Source organism: Streptomyces sp. Ag109_O5-1 (assembly GCF_003814875.1).
GTDB lineage: Bacteria > Actinomycetota > Actinomycetes > Streptomycetales > Streptomycetaceae > Streptomyces > Streptomyces sasae.
In genome coordinates this window covers 10,042,530-10,058,889 of the sequence record NZ_RKQF01000001.1, presented here as the reverse complement: position 1 = coordinate 10,058,889, position 16,360 = coordinate 10,042,530, and the positions used below count along the sequence as shown (strand labels likewise).

Here is a 16,360-nt window from a genome sequence, read left to right as displayed (position 1 = left end):
ATGAGTCATCTCGGCAGCCTCTCGGTCATCTTCGATCTCGACGGAACGCTCGTGGACAGCGAGCCGAACTACTACGAGGCGACCCGGCTGACCCTGGCCGCGCACGGTGTCCCGGACTACACGTGGGCGGAGCACGAGCGCTTCGTCGGCATCAGCACACTGGAGACGTTGGCCCTGTTCCGGGAGCGGTACGGACTCCGGCCCCCGGTGGCGGAGTTGCTCGCGGAGACCAACCGGCACTATCTGGAGCTGGCCCGGACCCGCACGCCCGCGTATCCGGAGATGCGGAAGCTCGTGGAGTTGCTGACGGCCGAGGGCGTGCCCATGGCGGTGGCCTCCGGCTCCTCCCCCGAGGCCATCGCGGCGATCCTGTCGGGTACGGGGCTGGACGCGCAGCTGCGGACGGCGGTCTCGGCCGATGAGGTGCCGCACGGCAAGCCGGCGCCGGACGTCTTCCTGGAGGCGGCGCGCCGTCTCGGGTCCGCCCCGGCCGACTGTGTGGTCCTGGAGGACGCGGCCCCGGGCGCGGCCGCGGCGCACGCCGCCGGGATGCGCTGCATCGCGATCCCGTACGTCGCCGCGCAGGCCGACGCTCCCGAGTTCGCCGACGCCGACCTGCTCCTGCCGGGCGGCCAGCCGGAGTTCACGGCACAGATGGCGTTCGACTGGCTCCTCCGATCGGTCCGGTGACCGCATTGACGTCGGTGCCGGGGGCGATGAGCATGGCCTGGCCGGTTGTCGACGTCCGTGACCTGGAGGGTTTTCGTGGGTGCTGCCGCCGTGCTGGTCGCCAACCGTGGCGAGATCGCCGTGCGCGTGCTGCGGGCCGCGGCGGAGGCCGGGCTGCGTACGGTCGCGGTGTACGTCGAGGGTGACGGCGGGCACACACAACTGGCCGACGAGGCCGTGCCGTTGAACGGCTACCTGGACGGTGACGCGCTGCTCGCCGCGGCACGGAGCGCGGGGTGCGACTTCCTCCACCCCGGCTACGGCTTTCTGAGCGAGGACGCGGATTTCGCCCGTCGGTGCGCGGCGGGCGGGGTCGTCTTCGTGGGCCCCTCGCCGGAGGTGCTGGCGGTCTTCGGGGACAAGGCGCGGGCCCGCGAGCTGGCCGCCGGGGCAGGGGTTCCGGTGCTCGCCGGTGCCGACGGTCCGGACGGGGCACGGGAGTTGCTGGCGGGCGGGCCCGTGATGGTCAAGGCGGTCGGTGGGGGCGGCGGTCGCGGGCTGCGGGTCGTGCGGCAGGCCGAGGAGCTGGACGAAGCGTGGGAGCGGTGCCGTTCGGAGGCGCAGCAGGGCTTCGGACGGGGTGAGTTGTACGCGGAGCGGTTGCTGGAGGGGGCCCGGCACATCGAGGTGCAGGTCGTCGGGGACGCCACCGGCGCCGTCACACACCTGTGGGACCGGGACTGCAGCGCGCAGCGGCGCCACCAGAAGCTGGTCGAGATCGCTCCGGCTCCGGACCTCCCGGAGCCGGTGCGGGAACGGCTCCTGGACTGCGCGCTGCGGTTGGCCCGTGCGGTCCGCTGCTCCAGTCTGGCCACCTTCGAATTCCTGGTCAGGGAGCAGGAGTTCTGGTTCATCGAGGCGAATCCCCGGATCCAGGTGGAACACACGGTCACCGAGGAGGTGACCGGACTCGACCTGGTCGGTGTGCAGTTGCGGCTCGCGGCCGGGGAAACGCTGGCCGGCCTCGGACTGTCGGGGGCTCCGGCCCCGCCGCGCGGGTTCGCCGTGCAGGCCCGGGTGAATGCCGAGGGGGCGGGGCGGATCACCCGCTTCGACGTGCCGACCGGGCCGGGGGTGCGGGTGGACACGGCGGTCAGGTCCGGGGCCGAAGTCGGCCTGCAATACGACCCCTTGCTGGCCAAGGTGGTCGCACATGTCCCGCACGGCGATGTCGAGGCGGCCTGCGCGCGGGCGCGCCGGGCGTTGGGCGAGTTCGGCGTGGAGGGGGTGCGGACGGGGATCCCGCTCCTGCGGGAGGTGCTCGCCCGGCCCCGCTTCTGGGCGCACACCGGTGTGGCGGCCGAGCTCGCGCAGGGCTTCACGGGCGTGGCCGCCCCGTCTCTGGAGGGCTCCGTCGTCGCACCGCTGGGCGGGACCGTCGTCTCGGTCGATGTATCGGACGGTGAACCGGTGTGCGCCGGGCAGCAGTTGCTGGTGCTGGAGGCGATGAAGATGGAGCACGTGGTGCGCGCGCCCGGCTCCGGAACGGTGCGGACGCTGCACGTTCGGGTGGGCGAAACCGTCACCGAGGGCTCGCCGTTGGCCATCATGGACGAGTTGACCGGCGACCACGCGGCCGCCCCCGCCGAGCAGGGGTTCGATCCGGACTCCGTCCGCGACGACCTCGCCGAGATGGTGCGGCGCCACGCCTTCGGGCTGGACGAGAACCGGCCCGAGGCCGTGGCCAAGCGGCACGCGCTGGGGCGGCGAACCGCCCGGGAGAACATCGAGGACCTGTGCGACAGCGGCTCCTTCACCGAGTTCGGCGCCCTCGCGATCGCCGCCCAGCGGAGGAGGCGTTCCCTGGACGACCTGATCCGCTCCACGCCGGCGGACGGCATGGTCACCGGCACCGGGCGGGTGAACGGCCGGCCCTGCGTGGTGATGTCGTACGACTACACGGTGCTGGCCGGGACGCAGGGGCTGCAGAACCACCGCAAGACCGACCGGCTGCTGGAGCTGGCCGGGGAACGGCGGCTGCCCGTGGTGCTGTTCGCGGAAGGGGGCGGGGGCCGGCCCGGGGACACGGACACCACGGCCGTGGCGGGGCTGGATGTGGCCACCTTCCAGCGGATGGGGCGGCTCAGCGGCACGGTTCCACTGGTCGGCATCGTCTCGGGGCGGTGCTTCGCCGGGAACGCGGCGCTGCTGGGCTGCTGTGACGTGGTGATCGCCACTCCCGACGCGACCATCGGGATGGGCGGGCCGGCGATGATCGAGGGCGGCGGGCTGGGGGTGTTCCGGCCCGAGGAGGTGGGGCCGCTGTCGGTGCAGGTACCGAACGGGGTCGTGGACCTGGTGGCCGCGGACGAGGCGGAGGCCGTGCGGCTGGCGCGGCGCTATCTGTCGTACTTCCAGTCGGGGCAGGGAAGTTGGGGGGCGCCGGACCAGCGGCTGCTGCGGCGGGTGGTGCCGGAGAACCGGCGGCGGGCGTACGACATGCGGGCGGCGGTCGCGGGGCTCGCGGACACGGACTCGGTGCTGGAGCTGCGGCCGGAGTTCGGGGTCGGTGTCCTCACGTGTCTGGTGCGGGTCGAGGGGCGGCCGCTCGGCCTGCTGGCGAGCAACCCAATGCATCTGGGCGGGGCGATCGACCGGGACGCGGCCGACAAGGCGGCGCGTTTCCTGCAGTTGTGCGACGCGTTCGGGCTGCCGGTGGTCTCGCTGTGCGACACCCCGGGCTTCATGGTCGGCCCGGACGCCGAACGGACGGCCACGGTACGGCACTTCGCGAGACTGTTCGTGACGGGCGCCAATCTGCGGGTGCCGTTGGTGGGTCTGGTGCTGCGCAAGGCGTACGGGCTGGGGGCGATGGCCATGCTGGGCGGCTCCACGCGGGCTCCGCTGGCCACGGCCGCCTGGCCGAGCGGGGAGTTCGGCGGGATGGGGCTGGAGGGGGCCGTCCGGCTCGGTCACCGCAGGGAGTTGGAGGCGATCACGGACCCGGCCGAGCGCGCCCGCGTCTTCGAGGAGCGGGTCGCCGAGTTGTACGAACGCGGGAAGGCCGTCAACACGGCGGCCGCACTGGAGATCGACGCGGTGCTCGACCCGGCCGGGTCGCGGGCCTGGATCCTGGCGGCGCTGGAGGGATGCCCGCTTCCGCAGCCGGGGCACCGCCCGTTCGTCGACACCTGGTGAGCGGGCCGCCACGTCGAGTCGGCCGGCCGTCGTCCGAGTCCGCCGCTCCGGAACCGTTGACCCCCACCCGCCTCCTCCTTATCCTCTGGTCGGCTATCCGTACGCCGTTCGGGTTTTCGGGACACCTCGGGGCGCGGCCTCGACGCGGTCCTGCGCCGCACCTGGGGCGGGCCCAGCCACCCGGGTTCCTCGCGGCCTGTCCGGAGATGCAGTTCATCCTGCTGGAGTCGATGACCGGCAGCGACTACACGAAGGTGTGGGCGCCGTACTACACCGCGCACAAGATCCTCCGGGGCCTGCTGGACGCCCACACCGCGACCGGCGACGAGCGGGCGCTGGACCTCGCCTCCGGCATGGGCAACTGGATGTACTCCCGGCTGTCCGTGCTGCCCGCCGCCACCCTCCAGCGGATGTGGGGGATCTTCTCCAGCGGTGAGTTCGGCGGGATCGTCGAGGCGGTCTACGACCTGCACCAGCTCACCGGGAAGGCCGAACATCTCGCGCTGGCCCGGCTGTTCGACCTCGACAGCCTCATCGACGCCTGCGCCGCGGACACCGACGCGCTGAACGGCCTGCACGCCAACCAGCACATCCCGGCCTTCACCGGTCTGGTCCGGCTGTACGACGCGACCGGCGAGGAGCGTTACCTCACCGCGGCGAAGAACTTCTGGGGCATGGTCGTACCGCATCGCATGTACGGCATCGGCGGCACCAGTACGGGCGAGTTCTGGAAGGCGCGGGACGTCATCGCCGGGACCATCGGCGCGACCACGGCAGAGAGTTGCTGCGCCTACAACATGCTGAAGCTGAGCCGGGCGCTGTGCTTCCACGAGCAGGATCCGGCGTACATGGACTACTACGAGCGGGCGTTGTACAACCAGGTGCTCGGCTCCAAGCAGGACCGGGCCGATGCCGAGAAGCCGCTGGTCACGTACTTCATCGGGCTGACGCCCGGGCATGTGCGGGACTACACACCCAAGCAGGGCACGACCTGTTGCGAGGGCACGGGCTGCTGGGCGAGGCGGACGGCGACCGGATCGTGGCCACGGCGCGGAAGGCGTCGTACGCGCGCTGACACAGCGCCCCGACACCGCGCCCCGACATAGCACGCCGACACCGTGGCGCCGACACCGTTGATCGTCGCCACGGGTCGGCCGCCGGGCGGAAGCCGGCAGCCCCCCCGGAAGGAGCAGTGGGCCAGCCGTTCGCTCCGCCGGTCGTGCGATGACCGGAATGACTGCATAGCGTGGCCGTATGACCACGACCTGGGCAAAGCCGCAGCAGCCGGCCACCGACGAACGGCGGTGGCCGGCCCTAGGGGTCTGTCTCGCGGCCGGTTTCATCTCGCTGCTCGACACCTCGATCGTGAACGTGGCGCTGCCCTCGATGGAGCGGGGACTGGGCACCACGGAGGCGGCCCAGTCCTGGGTCGTCTCCGGGTACGCCCTGACCTTCGGACTGGCGCTCGTGCCAGCAGGTCGGCTCGGAGACATGCGCGGGCGGCGCCAGGCGTTCCTGATCGGGCTCGCCGTGTTCACGCTGGCCTCGGCGGCCTGCGGGCTCGCGGCCAGCCCCGACCTGCTGGTGGCGTTCCGGCTGCTCCAGGGCACGGCGGCGGGCCTGGTCGCGCCGCAGACCTCGGGGCTGATCCAGCAGATGTTCCAGGGCGCCGAACGGGCCAAGGCCTTCGGTCTGCTCGGCAGTGTCATCGGGGTCTCCACGGCGGTGGGCCCGCTGGCGGGTGGTCTGATCATCGACGGGGTCGGCACCGACGACGGCTGGCGCTGGGTGTTCTTCGTCAACGTGCCCATCGGGGTGGCCGCGTTCATCGCAGGACTACGGCTGCTGCCCAGGTTCCCCGGGTCGGCGGGCAGACGGGAGCAGTTCGACCCGATCGGCGTGCTGCTCCTCGGCTCCGGCGTGCTCGCGCTCATGCTGCCGCTGGTGCAGGAGCAGCAGTGGACCGGCCGGCAGAAGTGGGCGCTGCTGCCGGTGGGCGCGGTTCTGCTGGGACTGTTCTGGACCTGGGAGCGACGGCAGGGGCGGCTCGGACGGGCACCCCTGATCGATCTGAACCTGTTCTCGCTGCGGTCCTTCACACTCGGCGCGCTGATCAGCTTCAGCTACTTCGCGGGCTTCACCACGGTCTTCTTCGTCCTCGCCCTCTTCCTGCAGAACGCGGCGGGATACAGCGCGCTGGCCGCCGGTGTCACCGTGCTGCCCTTCGCCGCCGCCTCGGCGGTCGGCGCCGCGCTCGGAGGCCGACTGGTGGTGCGCCACGGGCGCACGCTCGTCGTCATCGGGCTCAGCGGGGTGGCACTGGGCCTGATCGGGATCATCGCGGTGGTACAGCTGGTGCCGTCGGACAGCATCGGCTGGGCCGCCGCGGTGCCGATGATCGTCGGTGGGATCGGCTCCGGCATCACGGTCTCCCCCAACACGACGCTCACGCTCACCCGGGTCCCGGTGCAGCGGGCCGGCGCGGCCGGCGGAGTGCTGCAGACCGGCCAGCGCGTCGGCTCGGCGGCCGGGATCGCCGTGGTGGGCTCGGTGTACTTCGCCCACCTCGCCCACCACGGCCCGGCCACCGAGGCGCTCCAGCTCGGCCTGCTCACGTCCGTCGGATTCATCCTGGTGGCGCTGGGCCTGGCGGTCGCCGATCTGCAGGAGCGGCCGGACGTACCGGAGGACTGAGCCCGGCCGGGCCCGGAGCTAGGCGGCCACCGCCTCCACCACCGAGAGCACGGTCGGGGTCGGCACGATCCGGGACAGTTTCAGACCGGCGGCCTCGAACAGCGCGGCGAACTCCGGCTCGGTGCGTTCCCGGCCCACCAGGACCGCCATCAGCAGCAGATCCAGCGTCTTGGCCTGATGGGGTGTGTTGCCCGGCGGGACCACCGCGTCGACGACCATGATCCGCCCGCCCGGCGCGAGTGCGGCACGGCAGCGGTCGAGGAGGGTCACACACTGGTCGTCCTCCCAGTCGTGCAGGATCCGCTTGAGCACGAGGACGTCACCCTCCGGTACGGCGGTGAAGAAGTCTCCGGACTCGATGCTCCAGCGGCCGGCGGTCCCCGGCTTGTCCAGGAGGTGGCCGGCCAGAACGTGCGGCTGGTCGAGCAGGACGCCGTGCAGACCGGGGTGGTGGTCGAGAACCGCCAGCAGGAAGCCGCCGTGGCCGCCGCCCACGTCGACGACCGTGCCGGTGGACGGGAACTCGCAGGCGGCGGCGATGGGCTCGTTCTCCGCGGCGGACATCGCGGCCATGCCGGTGTGGAAGACATCGGCGGTGTCCTCATCCTGCGCGAAGTACTCGAAGAACGGCAGCCCGAAGAGGTGCTCGAACGCCGACGTGCTCTCGCTCACGCAGCGGCTCAGGTCCGCGACGGGCAGCCACATGCTGCGGTCGGTGTTCATCAGGACGGCGGAACGCGCCGAACAGGGTGCGTCGCTGCGCAGGGTGTCCCCGACGGAGGTAAGCCGGAAGCGGCCGCCGGCGTCCTCCACGAAGATGCCGCGCGTGGCCAGCAGCCGGAGTACCCGGTACAGGCTCCGCGCGTCGGTGCGGGTGGCCTCGGCCAGTTCGGCCGCGGTGCGGGGCCCGCCCGCCAGGTGGTCGGCCACACCGACGACCGCGGCGACGCGCAGAGCGGCCGGGAACAGGTAGCCGAGCGATTCGTTGACGAGGAACGCGGACGACGCACGGGGGTCGACGGCTTCGTCCGGGGCTGCTTCAGGGCTCACGGGCGCCTCCAGCGGTGGATGTCCGGGATGTCCGGAGGCATCGTGACATCGCACGGGCCCGAGTCCGGGGAGGTGATCAGGGCGTGTGGGAGCAGATCGGGAGCGGATGCGGGGCCCTGCGGGGCGTTACGACCGGCGGCGGGGCTTTCCGCGCTTGGCGGTCTTCGCCGTCTTGGCAGACTTGGCGGACTTCGCGCCGGTGGTGCGGGCGCCGGCGGTACGCCCGGCGGACGCCGCCTTGGCGGCCGCCGGCTTCTGCACCCGTTTGGGCTTCTCCTGCGATGCCGGGGATGCCTGGGCCGGCTGACGGCCGCGGGTGCTGTTGACCGTGCGGCCGCGGACGATGCCGATGAGGTCCTCGACCAGGTCCGTGGTGGCCTCCTCGGGCCAGGACAGGGCAACGGTCGACTCGGGGGCGTCGGTGAGCGGGCGGTAGGTGAGGTCCCGGCGGTGGTACAGGCGGGCCAGGGACTGCGGGACTACCAGGAGGCCGACGCCGGCGGCGACCAGTTCCACCGCGTCCTCGGTGGTGGCCGGGCGCTCGAAGGCGGGCTCGCCGGGCGGCGCGTCCCAGTCGAGGACATCGTCGAGGGGGTGGAAGAGCACCTCGTCGGCGAGGTCGGCGACAGTGACCTCCTCGGCCGCCGTGATCACGTGGTCCTTCGGTACGACGACCACCGTGGTCTCGGTGTAGAGGGGGATCGCGCTGAAGAACGTACGGTCCACCGGGAGCCGTACGAAAGCGGCGTCCGCGTCGCCCGCGCGCAGCACGTCGGACACCTCGGCGGGCGGGACCTGGTGGAGCGTGAGGGGGATGTCGGGCAGGCGCTCGTTCCAGATCCGTACCCATTTGGCGGGCGTCACGCCGGGAACGTACGCGAGCCGGAACGACGGTGTTTCCTCCGAGCCTGTCACCAGGCCAGGTTAACCGGCCGCGGACGGCTGCCCCGCATCGGCCGCGGTGGGCGGCCTGCCCGCGGCCTTGGCCGGCCGCCCGTCATCGGCCGTGGTCGGGGCTTCTGCGCCCGGCCGATACCCTTGACCTCATGAGTTCGCACCAGACCGCCCAGACGATGAAGCCCGCGACCGCGGCGAAGAAGCTGGGCGTGTACCTGCCCGCCACGCCCGCATCCTTCCAGGAGGGCGTCGTCTCGCGCGCCGAGCTGAACGAGCTCCAGGCAAACCCGCCGGAGTGGCTGCGCGAGCTGCGGGAGAACGGTCCGCACCCGCGTCCGGTGGTCGCGGCCAAGCTGGGCGTGTCCATCGCGGGGCTGGCGCGCGGCGGAGTGACGGAGGCGCTCACCACCGAGCAGATCGAGGAGCTCAAGCGCGAGCAGCCCGAGTGGCTGGAGAAGGAGCGCACCACGCAGGCCGAGGTCCGCAAGGAGGGCGCACGGCTGAAGAACCTGAAGCGGGAGAAGGAGTCTGGGCAGGGCTGACGGCTCGCCCGATCCTCATACGGCCCCGGTCCGGACGCTCTTCACGTCCGCGCCGGGGTCGTTGCCGTACCGGAGTCGTTGCCGTTCCGGCCTCGGCCCGCGCCGCCACCCGTCGCATCCGTCCCGGTCCCCTCCTCCCTTCGGTTCCTCCCCTGGGCTCCTCCCCTCGGCCTCGACGTCCATCGGTCTCATCCACAGCCGCTCGCCCTCGACGACCTGCTCCCGTCCCCGCGGTGATCGTGGAGGGCGTTGTCAGTGGCCTCCCCTAAAGTCCCCATCACTTGATCACTGCGGTGCGGGGAGGCACGCATGGGGTGGGTGACGGCCGGGGACTACGAAGTGGCCCTGGACGACGGGAAGGTGGTCTGCCGCAACGCGGCGGGGCGGCGGCTGAAGTCCGTGCCCTCGAAGCTGGCGGACGATCCGGCGGTGGTGGGGCTGCGGCAGCTCGTCGAGTGGCTGGAACGGCACGAACGGCAGTGCCTGGCCGACGTGGAGCGGTGGATGACCCGGTCGTTGCCGGTGCCGATGGATGTTCTCGCCCGAGTGTGGCCTGATCCGGCCTGGCAGGCCGCGCTGCGTGACCTCGTCGTCACCGGCGCCGACGGCGAGGTCGCCGGATTCCTGCGGGACGCCGACGCGGAGCGCGGGCTCGGCCTGGTCGACCTCGACGGCGACACCGTGCGCATCGCTCCCGAGCTGGTCCGGCTGCCGCACCCGGTGCTTCTCGAAGACCTGGAGGAACTGCGGGAGTTCGCCGTCGAACTCGGCGTCGAGCAGAAGGCCCGGCAGCTCTTCCGCGAGGTCTGGCACCGCCCGGCCGCCCTGGACCCGGAGGCCGGCCAGGTCGACGAGTACGCGGGCGGGGTGTTCAAGGAGCTGCGGTTCCTGCACGGCAGGGCCACACAGCTGGGGTACCGCGTGCGCGGGGGCTACGCGGTGTGCTCCGTACTGGAGGACGGCCGCGGGGTCGAGGCCCGGGTCTGGGTCGGCGACTTCGACGGCTACTACGAGACCGAGACCGGCCCGTTGGTGTGGACCGATCCGGCAGGACGGTCGCTGAAGCTCGGTCAGGTCGGGCCGGTCGCCTGGTCGGAGGGGATGCGGATGGCGGCGGCACTGTACGCCGGGCGGGACATCGAGGACGAGGAGCGGGCGGCATGAGCACGTACGACGACATCACTGCGGCCGCGTTGCTCGACGTCGGCGCGATCCTGCCCGTGGGCACGACCGGGCGGGAGGACGCCGATGTCCTGACCGCCCGCACGTACACCCACCCGGCCCTGGACGACCGCGCGGTGGTCCGCCTGGTGCCGGGCACCCTCGGTGACGCCGAGGACCTGGCCCTGGAGTTCCTCGGCCTCGCCCGTGATCCGGAGGCGCCCGAGGTCGGCCAGGTGCGCCGGGAGACCCTCGGCTTCCCGGCCTGGGCGCTGGTCCACGACCCGGCCAACGGCCATCACGCCCTCGCCCTGGTCAAGGACGTCGAGCGACTCGCCCGGCAGGCCAAGTCCAAGCCGGGCAACGCGAAGGAGGGCTTCGAGGCGCTCGGCGGGCAACTCGGCCGTGCGGTCCCGCACTTCCTGCCGACCTTCTACGAACAGGCCGCACGGGTCTTCCTCCAGTACGAGAACACGACCTACGCGGCCGCCTTCTTCGGCAAGGCCCGCGAGGCCGAGCGTGTGCACGCCCTCGCGGTGGACGAGGAGCGGCAGCGGGCGGTGTTCCTGGAGTTCGCATTCGCCGGGGCGCTCACGGTGAAGGCGCTCAAGGAGTATGTGAAGGACCTCGCCCGGCGGCTCGAACCGGCCACCGCCTGGGCGCAGTTCCGGCAGCTGACGGTGGAGCGCTGCGCGGCCGGGATGCCGCCGTACGCCTCGCTCCCGCAGGACGCGCGCGGGCTGGTCAAGGCGGCGAAGCTGGACCTGGTCACCGAGGAGTGCGCGCTGGTGGCCGACCTGCTCGCCTCCCCTGCCGCCGTGCGGGCGCCGGCCGCCTTCTGGAACGCCTACCGGAGCGTGCTGCCGACCGTCGCCGAGCGCCGGCCGGAGGTCCGGGCACGGCTGCTGGAGATCATGCCGGCCGGGCTGGGCCGGCAGGTGGAGGACGACGAGCTCTGGCTGGCGCTGCTGGCTGAGTGCGGCGCGGACCTGCTGCTGACGGACGAGGGCGGGGAGGCCGACGCGGCGGACTGGCTGGGCCGTTGGACGCTGCACCGCAAGCACGGGGCGGCGGCCCCGCACCGCTCCCCCGCGACACTGGCCCTCGTCGAACGGATGGCGCCCCGGCTGCGCGCGACCGGCCGGCCCGTCGACCTCTTCACCGGGCGCTGGCAGAGCGGGGCCGACCTCGACCTGCTGGACCTGTGCGTGGCGGAGCGGATCCCGCTGGCCGTCCCCGACGCGGACACGGACGTGTATCTGCCGCTGAGCAGCTGGCTGCGCGACAAGCGGCCCGGACAGCGGGACCTGACGGCCATCGCGGCCGAATCCCGCTACCGGACCCTGCTGTTCCGGGCCGTCGCCGGGCTCGGCCGGGGGCAGGGGGCGACGGATCTGCTCAAGGTGGCCGAGCACCCGGTTCTCGGCGATGTGCTGGTCGAATGGCTGCAGGTGTCGACGGCGGAGTTCACCTCCGCCACGGGGCTGCCCGGGGTCGACACGGAGCTGGAACGGCTGCGGCCCTTCCGTCCGGTGATGCAGAAGAGCGGACTCTCCGTACGGCGCCTCGTGGAGTACGACGTCGTACCCGTGCTCGGCCGCACCCTTCGCGCCGGGATCCTGGACGAGCTGGGCTGGCCCGCGCTGGACGAGGCGCTGGTGCTGCTCGACGCCGAGGTCCGCAAGAACCAGGACAACTCCCTTTCGGTCACGGAGGCTTGGCCCGCACTGATCCTGGCGCGCGGGCGCAAGGCGGTCGTCGTCGGCCCGCAAGGGGTACTGCTCACGCACGACCTGCGGCTGCCCGCCGATCTGGACAGCTGGCAGCGGCCCGTGTTCCGGTACACCGACGGCGAGTTGCTGGTGCTGTGGCGGCAGGGGGCCAAGCAGTACGGCTACTGGTCGGCCCGTCCGACCGAGGTGTTCCCGGCCGGCGGCGAGCAGATCCCGGTCTGGCGGTCCGGCACCGACACGGCCAACGCGTCGATCCCGCTGCCCGGCGGCGGCCGCGCCACGGGTGGCCGCACCCTGCATGCCGGGGACACGGTCCTGCCGCCGAGCCGTCCGGTCATCGGCGACGGCACCACGTACTGGCGCCAGGGCAGGCACGGCAAGCAGACGGTGTGGCTGGAGTACGACCCGGTGAGCGGCGAGCACGGACGTGCCTCGCTCCCCGCGCTGCTGGCCTCGGCCGTCCGCGAGGACGCCAAGCTGCTGCACGGCTCCTGCGAGGTGCTGCCCCTGCAACCCGGGCTGGAGAACAGCCCGTTCGGCACCGACGGCACGGTGCTCGGGCGGTGGGTGCGCACGGAGGGCGAGGAGACCGCCGCGGGCACTCCGGACGGACGAACGGTCACCCTGCAGGCCGGCCGCAACGGCCGGGTGCCGGGGGTGCCGCTGGGCTCGCTGCGGCTGCCGGGCGGGGCCGAGCCGATCGCCGCGCAGACGTACCAGAGCGTCGCCCTGCACGCGGACGACGGCACCGAACTGGGGCGGGTGTCCTTCGGTGAGTCCGGCGGGGCGTACGCGGCCGGCACCCGGCTGGTGCCGCCGGTCGCGTTCTGGCACGCGCTGCGTCCCCGCGACGAGCGCGGGTCGGCCGTGCTGCGCACCCTGGGCGACGAGGCGGCCGGTGAGCTGATGCGGGCGACGGCGGCGGCGCTCACCGAACGGCGGGAGGCGCTGGCCCGGGCCGGAAAGGACGACAGGGCCAGGGCCGCGGTGCCGGCCGCCGACGAGGTCGCCGTGACCGCGGTGGCACGGGCGCTGCCGGAACTGACCGACCGGCGGCTACTGGTCGGTGTCGCCGCTCTCGTCCGGGCCGCGTTGCGGGTCGCGGAGTCGGCCGCGACCCTCGCCACGCCTCCCGAGGAGCGGCCACGGCAGCCCCGGCACCGCACCGAGGGCATGTTCGCCGACTACCGGCCGCCGCACGGCGAGGACCCCGCCCTGTCCCAGGCCGTCTCGGGCGTTGTCGGTCTGCAGAACACCTGGCAGAGCGACTGGACCGCACTGCGGCAGATCCGCGCGGTGAACCATGTGCTCTCCGGGAAGCCCGCCGACGGCAAGCCGCTGCCCGACCGCGAACCGCTCGCCCTCGGCGACGGCTGGCGGAGCGACGAGCACACGATCCCCGGCATCGGGATGGTGTGGCCGCCTCTCCTCGGCGTCCTGCGGCCGCTCGCCTACCGCGCCGCGTCGCCCACCCTCACCGACGCCCGGCGAGAGCCCCTGCTCCTGCTGTTCGAGGCACTGACCGAGGGGCCGCTCCCGGCGCTCGGGGACACGCTGCGCGAGATCGTGCTCAGCGAGGAGCAGCACAAGCAGCAGCGGACGGGACAGGTGCTGCGCCGCGACGGCCGTACGGTGGTCGTCCTCGGCTGCCAGAGCGTCGACCCCCGGCTGGGCCGGATCAACTGGCTGGCGCTGGACCACGACCCGTCCGGCACGTTCGGCCCTGTCGGGCACTTCACCCTGACCGGCGAGACCCGGTACACCACCGGGATCCCGGCGGACCGGCTCGCCGAACTGGCCCGGCTGGTCCGGGACAAGGGCGCCGCACCCTGGCGGTCCGACGCCCCCGAGGCTGTGGTGGCCGCGACCGGCGGCGGACTCGGCCCCCTCCAGGCCACCGTGCTGCTGGCCGGCCTCCCGCACGCGCCCGCCACCGAAGACCTCACCGCGATCGGCCTGAAGCCCCGTCAGAGGGAGTTCGGCGCCCAGCTGCTGAACTCGCTGGGCGGCGAGGAACAGCGGGCGCTGCTCGGCGCACTGCTGCCCGACGACCCGGCCGACCTGTGGACGACCGGACCGGACACGGCCACCGCGGGCCGCCTGTGGGCCGAGCGGCTCGGCACGCTGATACGGCTGCCCGAGGACCTGAGCGCCGAACTCGCCGGAGCCGGCGGCGGGTACGCCGAGGCCGTGCTCAACCCCGCACGCACCCCCTGGCTCAGCCGGACCACCATGCTGCGCTCCGACAAGGACGGCGACCTGGTCCCCGAGGACCCCTCGGCGGTGCCCGCGCGGCACGCGCTGTCCGGCGCGGTGGAGAGTCTCGCCGCCCTGGCGTACGTCCTGCCGTACGGACATCCGCTGCGGGCCGCGCTGCCGGAGGGACTCACCGCGCTGCGCCATCGGCTGACCGACCCCGAGCTGCTGCTCGATCTCGGTGTCGCATGGACGGAGAAGGGCGGTTCGACGGCGGTCGAGTTGCGCAAGGTGTACGGCCTTCCGCAGACCGGTGGCGGTGACGCGCACGGTTGGACGCGGGCCGGGGATGCGCTGGTGCTGCGCCCCTGGTACCGGGACATGGAGACCGTACTGGTCCGGCCCGCCGCGTTGGGCGGCCCGGACGACCCGGTCCTCGGGCTCCTCGAAGGCCTGGTCGGTGCGGGAAGCCGATCCGGTCCACGGACGCTGCGGACGATCCTCGGTGACGACCTGGCCCGCGCCCTCTCCGCCGAGGGGCCCGCGGGGTACGCCCAGGACCCCTCGGTCGGCGTGCCCGGGCTGGTCGCCGAGGTCGCCGCGGCCCACGGTCTCGGGGAGGACGCGGCCGCGCTCTACCTCCAGTTGCTGGCGCTGCCCGACCCGACCGACCGCAACTGTGCGCGCTGGACCGGCTGGAGGCCCGCCCGCATGAAGAGGGCGCGCGCCGAACTGGCGGCGACCGACCTGGTCGTCGAGGCGAAGCGCCCGCGCGCCGGCCGCACCCTCTTCCTGCCCTGCGGCTGGCGGGACCTGAAGGCCCCGGCCCTGCCGGTGGAGACCTGGAAGGAAGCCCTCTACCCGGTCTCCGACAACGACCGCACCCTCCCGCTGGTCCCGGTGCCGGAGCTGTTCGCCCGCGCCTGGGAGCGCGTACTGGCGGGAGACGCTCCCTCGTACGAGCAGCTGACGACGCGCGCGACGCGCAGAGGCCGCCGCCGATGACCACGATCCGTACCGCTTCGCAGCACCACCTCGAAGGACAGCCACCGATGACCACCAGCACCGCTCCGCTCCGCCAGATCGTCCCGCCCGAGGACCGGTACGCCACCGAACTGGCCTTCCTCGCGGCCTACGACGACGGGCCGCGCCCGCCCGCCTGGCGGCTCACCCCCCGGGCCGTCGTCACCTTCGTCATGGGCAGCGCCGGCCAGGCGCTGCGGCTCCCCGACGGCGCCGACGTACCGGAGGGCGTAACGCGCCGGCTGGTGGTGGAGGGCAAGTTCGTCGGCGACCGGGCCCTCGTCGAGCGCTGTGTGGTGACCCTCGCGGGCGAGCGGGGTCTGCTGCTGGTCGGCGAGCCCGGCACCGCGAAGTCGATGCTGTCCGAACTGCTGTCGGCCGCGGTGTGCGGCACCAGCGGGCTGGTCGTGCAGGGAACCGCGGGCACGACGGAGGACCAGCTCAAGTACGGCTGGAACTACGCCCTGTTGCTCGCCCAGGGCCCCAGCCGCCAGGCGCTGGTGTCCTCCCCCGTGCTCACCGCGATGTCCCGGGGCGCCATCGCCCGTGTCGAGGAGGTCACCCGGTGTCTCCCCGAAGTCCAGGACTCCCTGGTGTCGTTGCTGTCCGAGCGACGCATCGCGGTACCCGAACTGGCGGGCACCGAAGACGCGTTGGCACACGCCGCACCCGGCTTCAACCTCATCGCCACGGCCAACCTGCGGGACAAGGGTGTCTCGGAGATGTCGGCCGCGCTCAAGCGCCGCTTCAACTTCGAGACCGTGGGCCCCATCCCGGACCTCGACGCCGAGACCGCCCTGGTGCGGGGCCAGGCCCGGGCGTCGGTGGAGCGGGCCGGGGCACCCTTCCAGGTCGACGACGCGGTCCTGGAGGCCCTGGTCACCGCGTTCCGTGACCTGCGCGAGGGACGGTCGGCCGAGGGCTGGGAGGTGGAGCGCCCCTCCACGGTGATGAGCACGGCGGAGGCCGTCTCGGTGGCGGGCGCACTGGCCCTGGCGGCCGCCTACTTCCCCGGTGACCGTGACGTCCTCGGCCTGCTCCCGGGCCACCTCCTCGGTGTCGTGCGCAAGGACGATCCCGCCGACGCGGCCCGGCTGCGCGGCTACTGGGACGGTCCGGTACGACGGCGCGCGGAACAGGGCTCGGCGACCTGGCGGACGCTGTGGGACCTGCGCACGGTCCTGGAGGCGTGACCCC

The 16,360-nt window shown here is 73.1% G+C and carries 9 protein-coding genes and 1 pseudogene; 8 read left to right on the top strand and 2 right to left on the bottom strand.

Annotated elements, in window-relative coordinates; translation table 11 throughout:
* The 4 genes and pseudogenes from EDD90_RS45900 to EDD90_RS45885 all read left to right on the top strand — a co-directional run bounded on the left by EDD90_RS45900 (position 1) and on the right by EDD90_RS45885 (position 6,561).
* Positions 1-690, top strand: a complete 690-nt coding sequence (locus EDD90_RS45900) for an HAD family phosphatase (protein ID WP_123978956.1) — start codon at positions 1-3, stop codon at positions 688-690.
* Between the two features lie 75 nt (positions 691-765).
* Positions 766-3,867, top strand: a complete 3,102-nt coding sequence (locus EDD90_RS45895) for a carboxyl transferase domain-containing protein (RefSeq protein WP_123978955.1) — start codon at positions 766-768, stop codon at positions 3,865-3,867.
* A gap of 114 nt (positions 3,868-3,981) precedes the next feature.
* Positions 3,982-4,877 (top strand): annotated as a pseudogene (locus EDD90_RS45890) (beta-L-arabinofuranosidase domain-containing protein); the annotation flags it as partial.
* A gap of 244 nt (positions 4,878-5,121) precedes the next feature.
* The gene (locus tag EDD90_RS45885; protein WP_123978954.1) at positions 5,122-6,561 is read left to right on the top strand and encodes an MFS transporter; all 1,440 of its coding nucleotides are present in this window, start codon (positions 5,122-5,124) and stop codon (positions 6,559-6,561) included.
* Between the two features lie 18 nt (positions 6,562-6,579).
* Here the strand turns inward: EDD90_RS45885 and EDD90_RS45880 are convergent, their stop codons facing one another.
* Together EDD90_RS45880 and EDD90_RS45875 are read right to left on the bottom strand one after the other, a co-directional pair.
* A complete protein-coding gene (locus EDD90_RS45880; protein WP_123978953.1) occupies positions 6,580-7,611 on the bottom strand; it encodes a methyltransferase in 1,032 nt (343 codons plus the stop codon).
* A gap of 126 nt (positions 7,612-7,737) precedes the next feature.
* The gene (locus tag EDD90_RS45875) at positions 7,738-8,526 is read right to left on the bottom strand and encodes a LysR family substrate-binding domain-containing protein (protein ID WP_185149457.1); all 789 of its coding nucleotides are present in this window, start codon (positions 8,524-8,526) and stop codon (positions 7,738-7,740) included.
* A 131-nt stretch (positions 8,527-8,657) separates the two neighbouring features.
* On the opposite strand from EDD90_RS45875, the gene EDD90_RS45870 reads away from it, so the two are divergent.
* The 4 genes from EDD90_RS45870 to EDD90_RS45855 all read left to right on the top strand — a co-directional run bounded on the left by EDD90_RS45870 (position 8,658) and on the right by EDD90_RS45855 (position 16,356).
* Positions 8,658-9,050 (top strand): DUF5997 family protein, encoded by a 393-nt coding sequence (locus EDD90_RS45870; protein ID WP_123978952.1) that lies wholly within the window; start codon positions 8,658-8,660, stop codon positions 9,048-9,050.
* Between the two features lie 309 nt (positions 9,051-9,359).
* On the top strand, positions 9,360-10,214 hold the full coding sequence (locus tag EDD90_RS45865; protein WP_123978951.1) for a DUF4132 domain-containing protein: 855 nt from the start codon (positions 9,360-9,362) through the stop codon (positions 10,212-10,214).
* Positions 10,211-15,145, top strand: a complete 4,935-nt coding sequence (locus EDD90_RS45860; RefSeq protein ID WP_123978950.1) for a hypothetical protein — start codon at positions 10,211-10,213, stop codon at positions 15,143-15,145. Before EDD90_RS45865 ends, EDD90_RS45860 begins: the two co-directional genes overlap by 4 nt.
* A 47-nt stretch (positions 15,146-15,192) precedes the next feature.
* A complete protein-coding gene (locus EDD90_RS45855; RefSeq protein WP_123978949.1) occupies positions 15,193-16,356 on the top strand; it encodes an AAA family ATPase in 1,164 nt (387 codons plus the stop codon).
* Positions 16,357-16,360 lie beyond the last annotated feature (4 nt).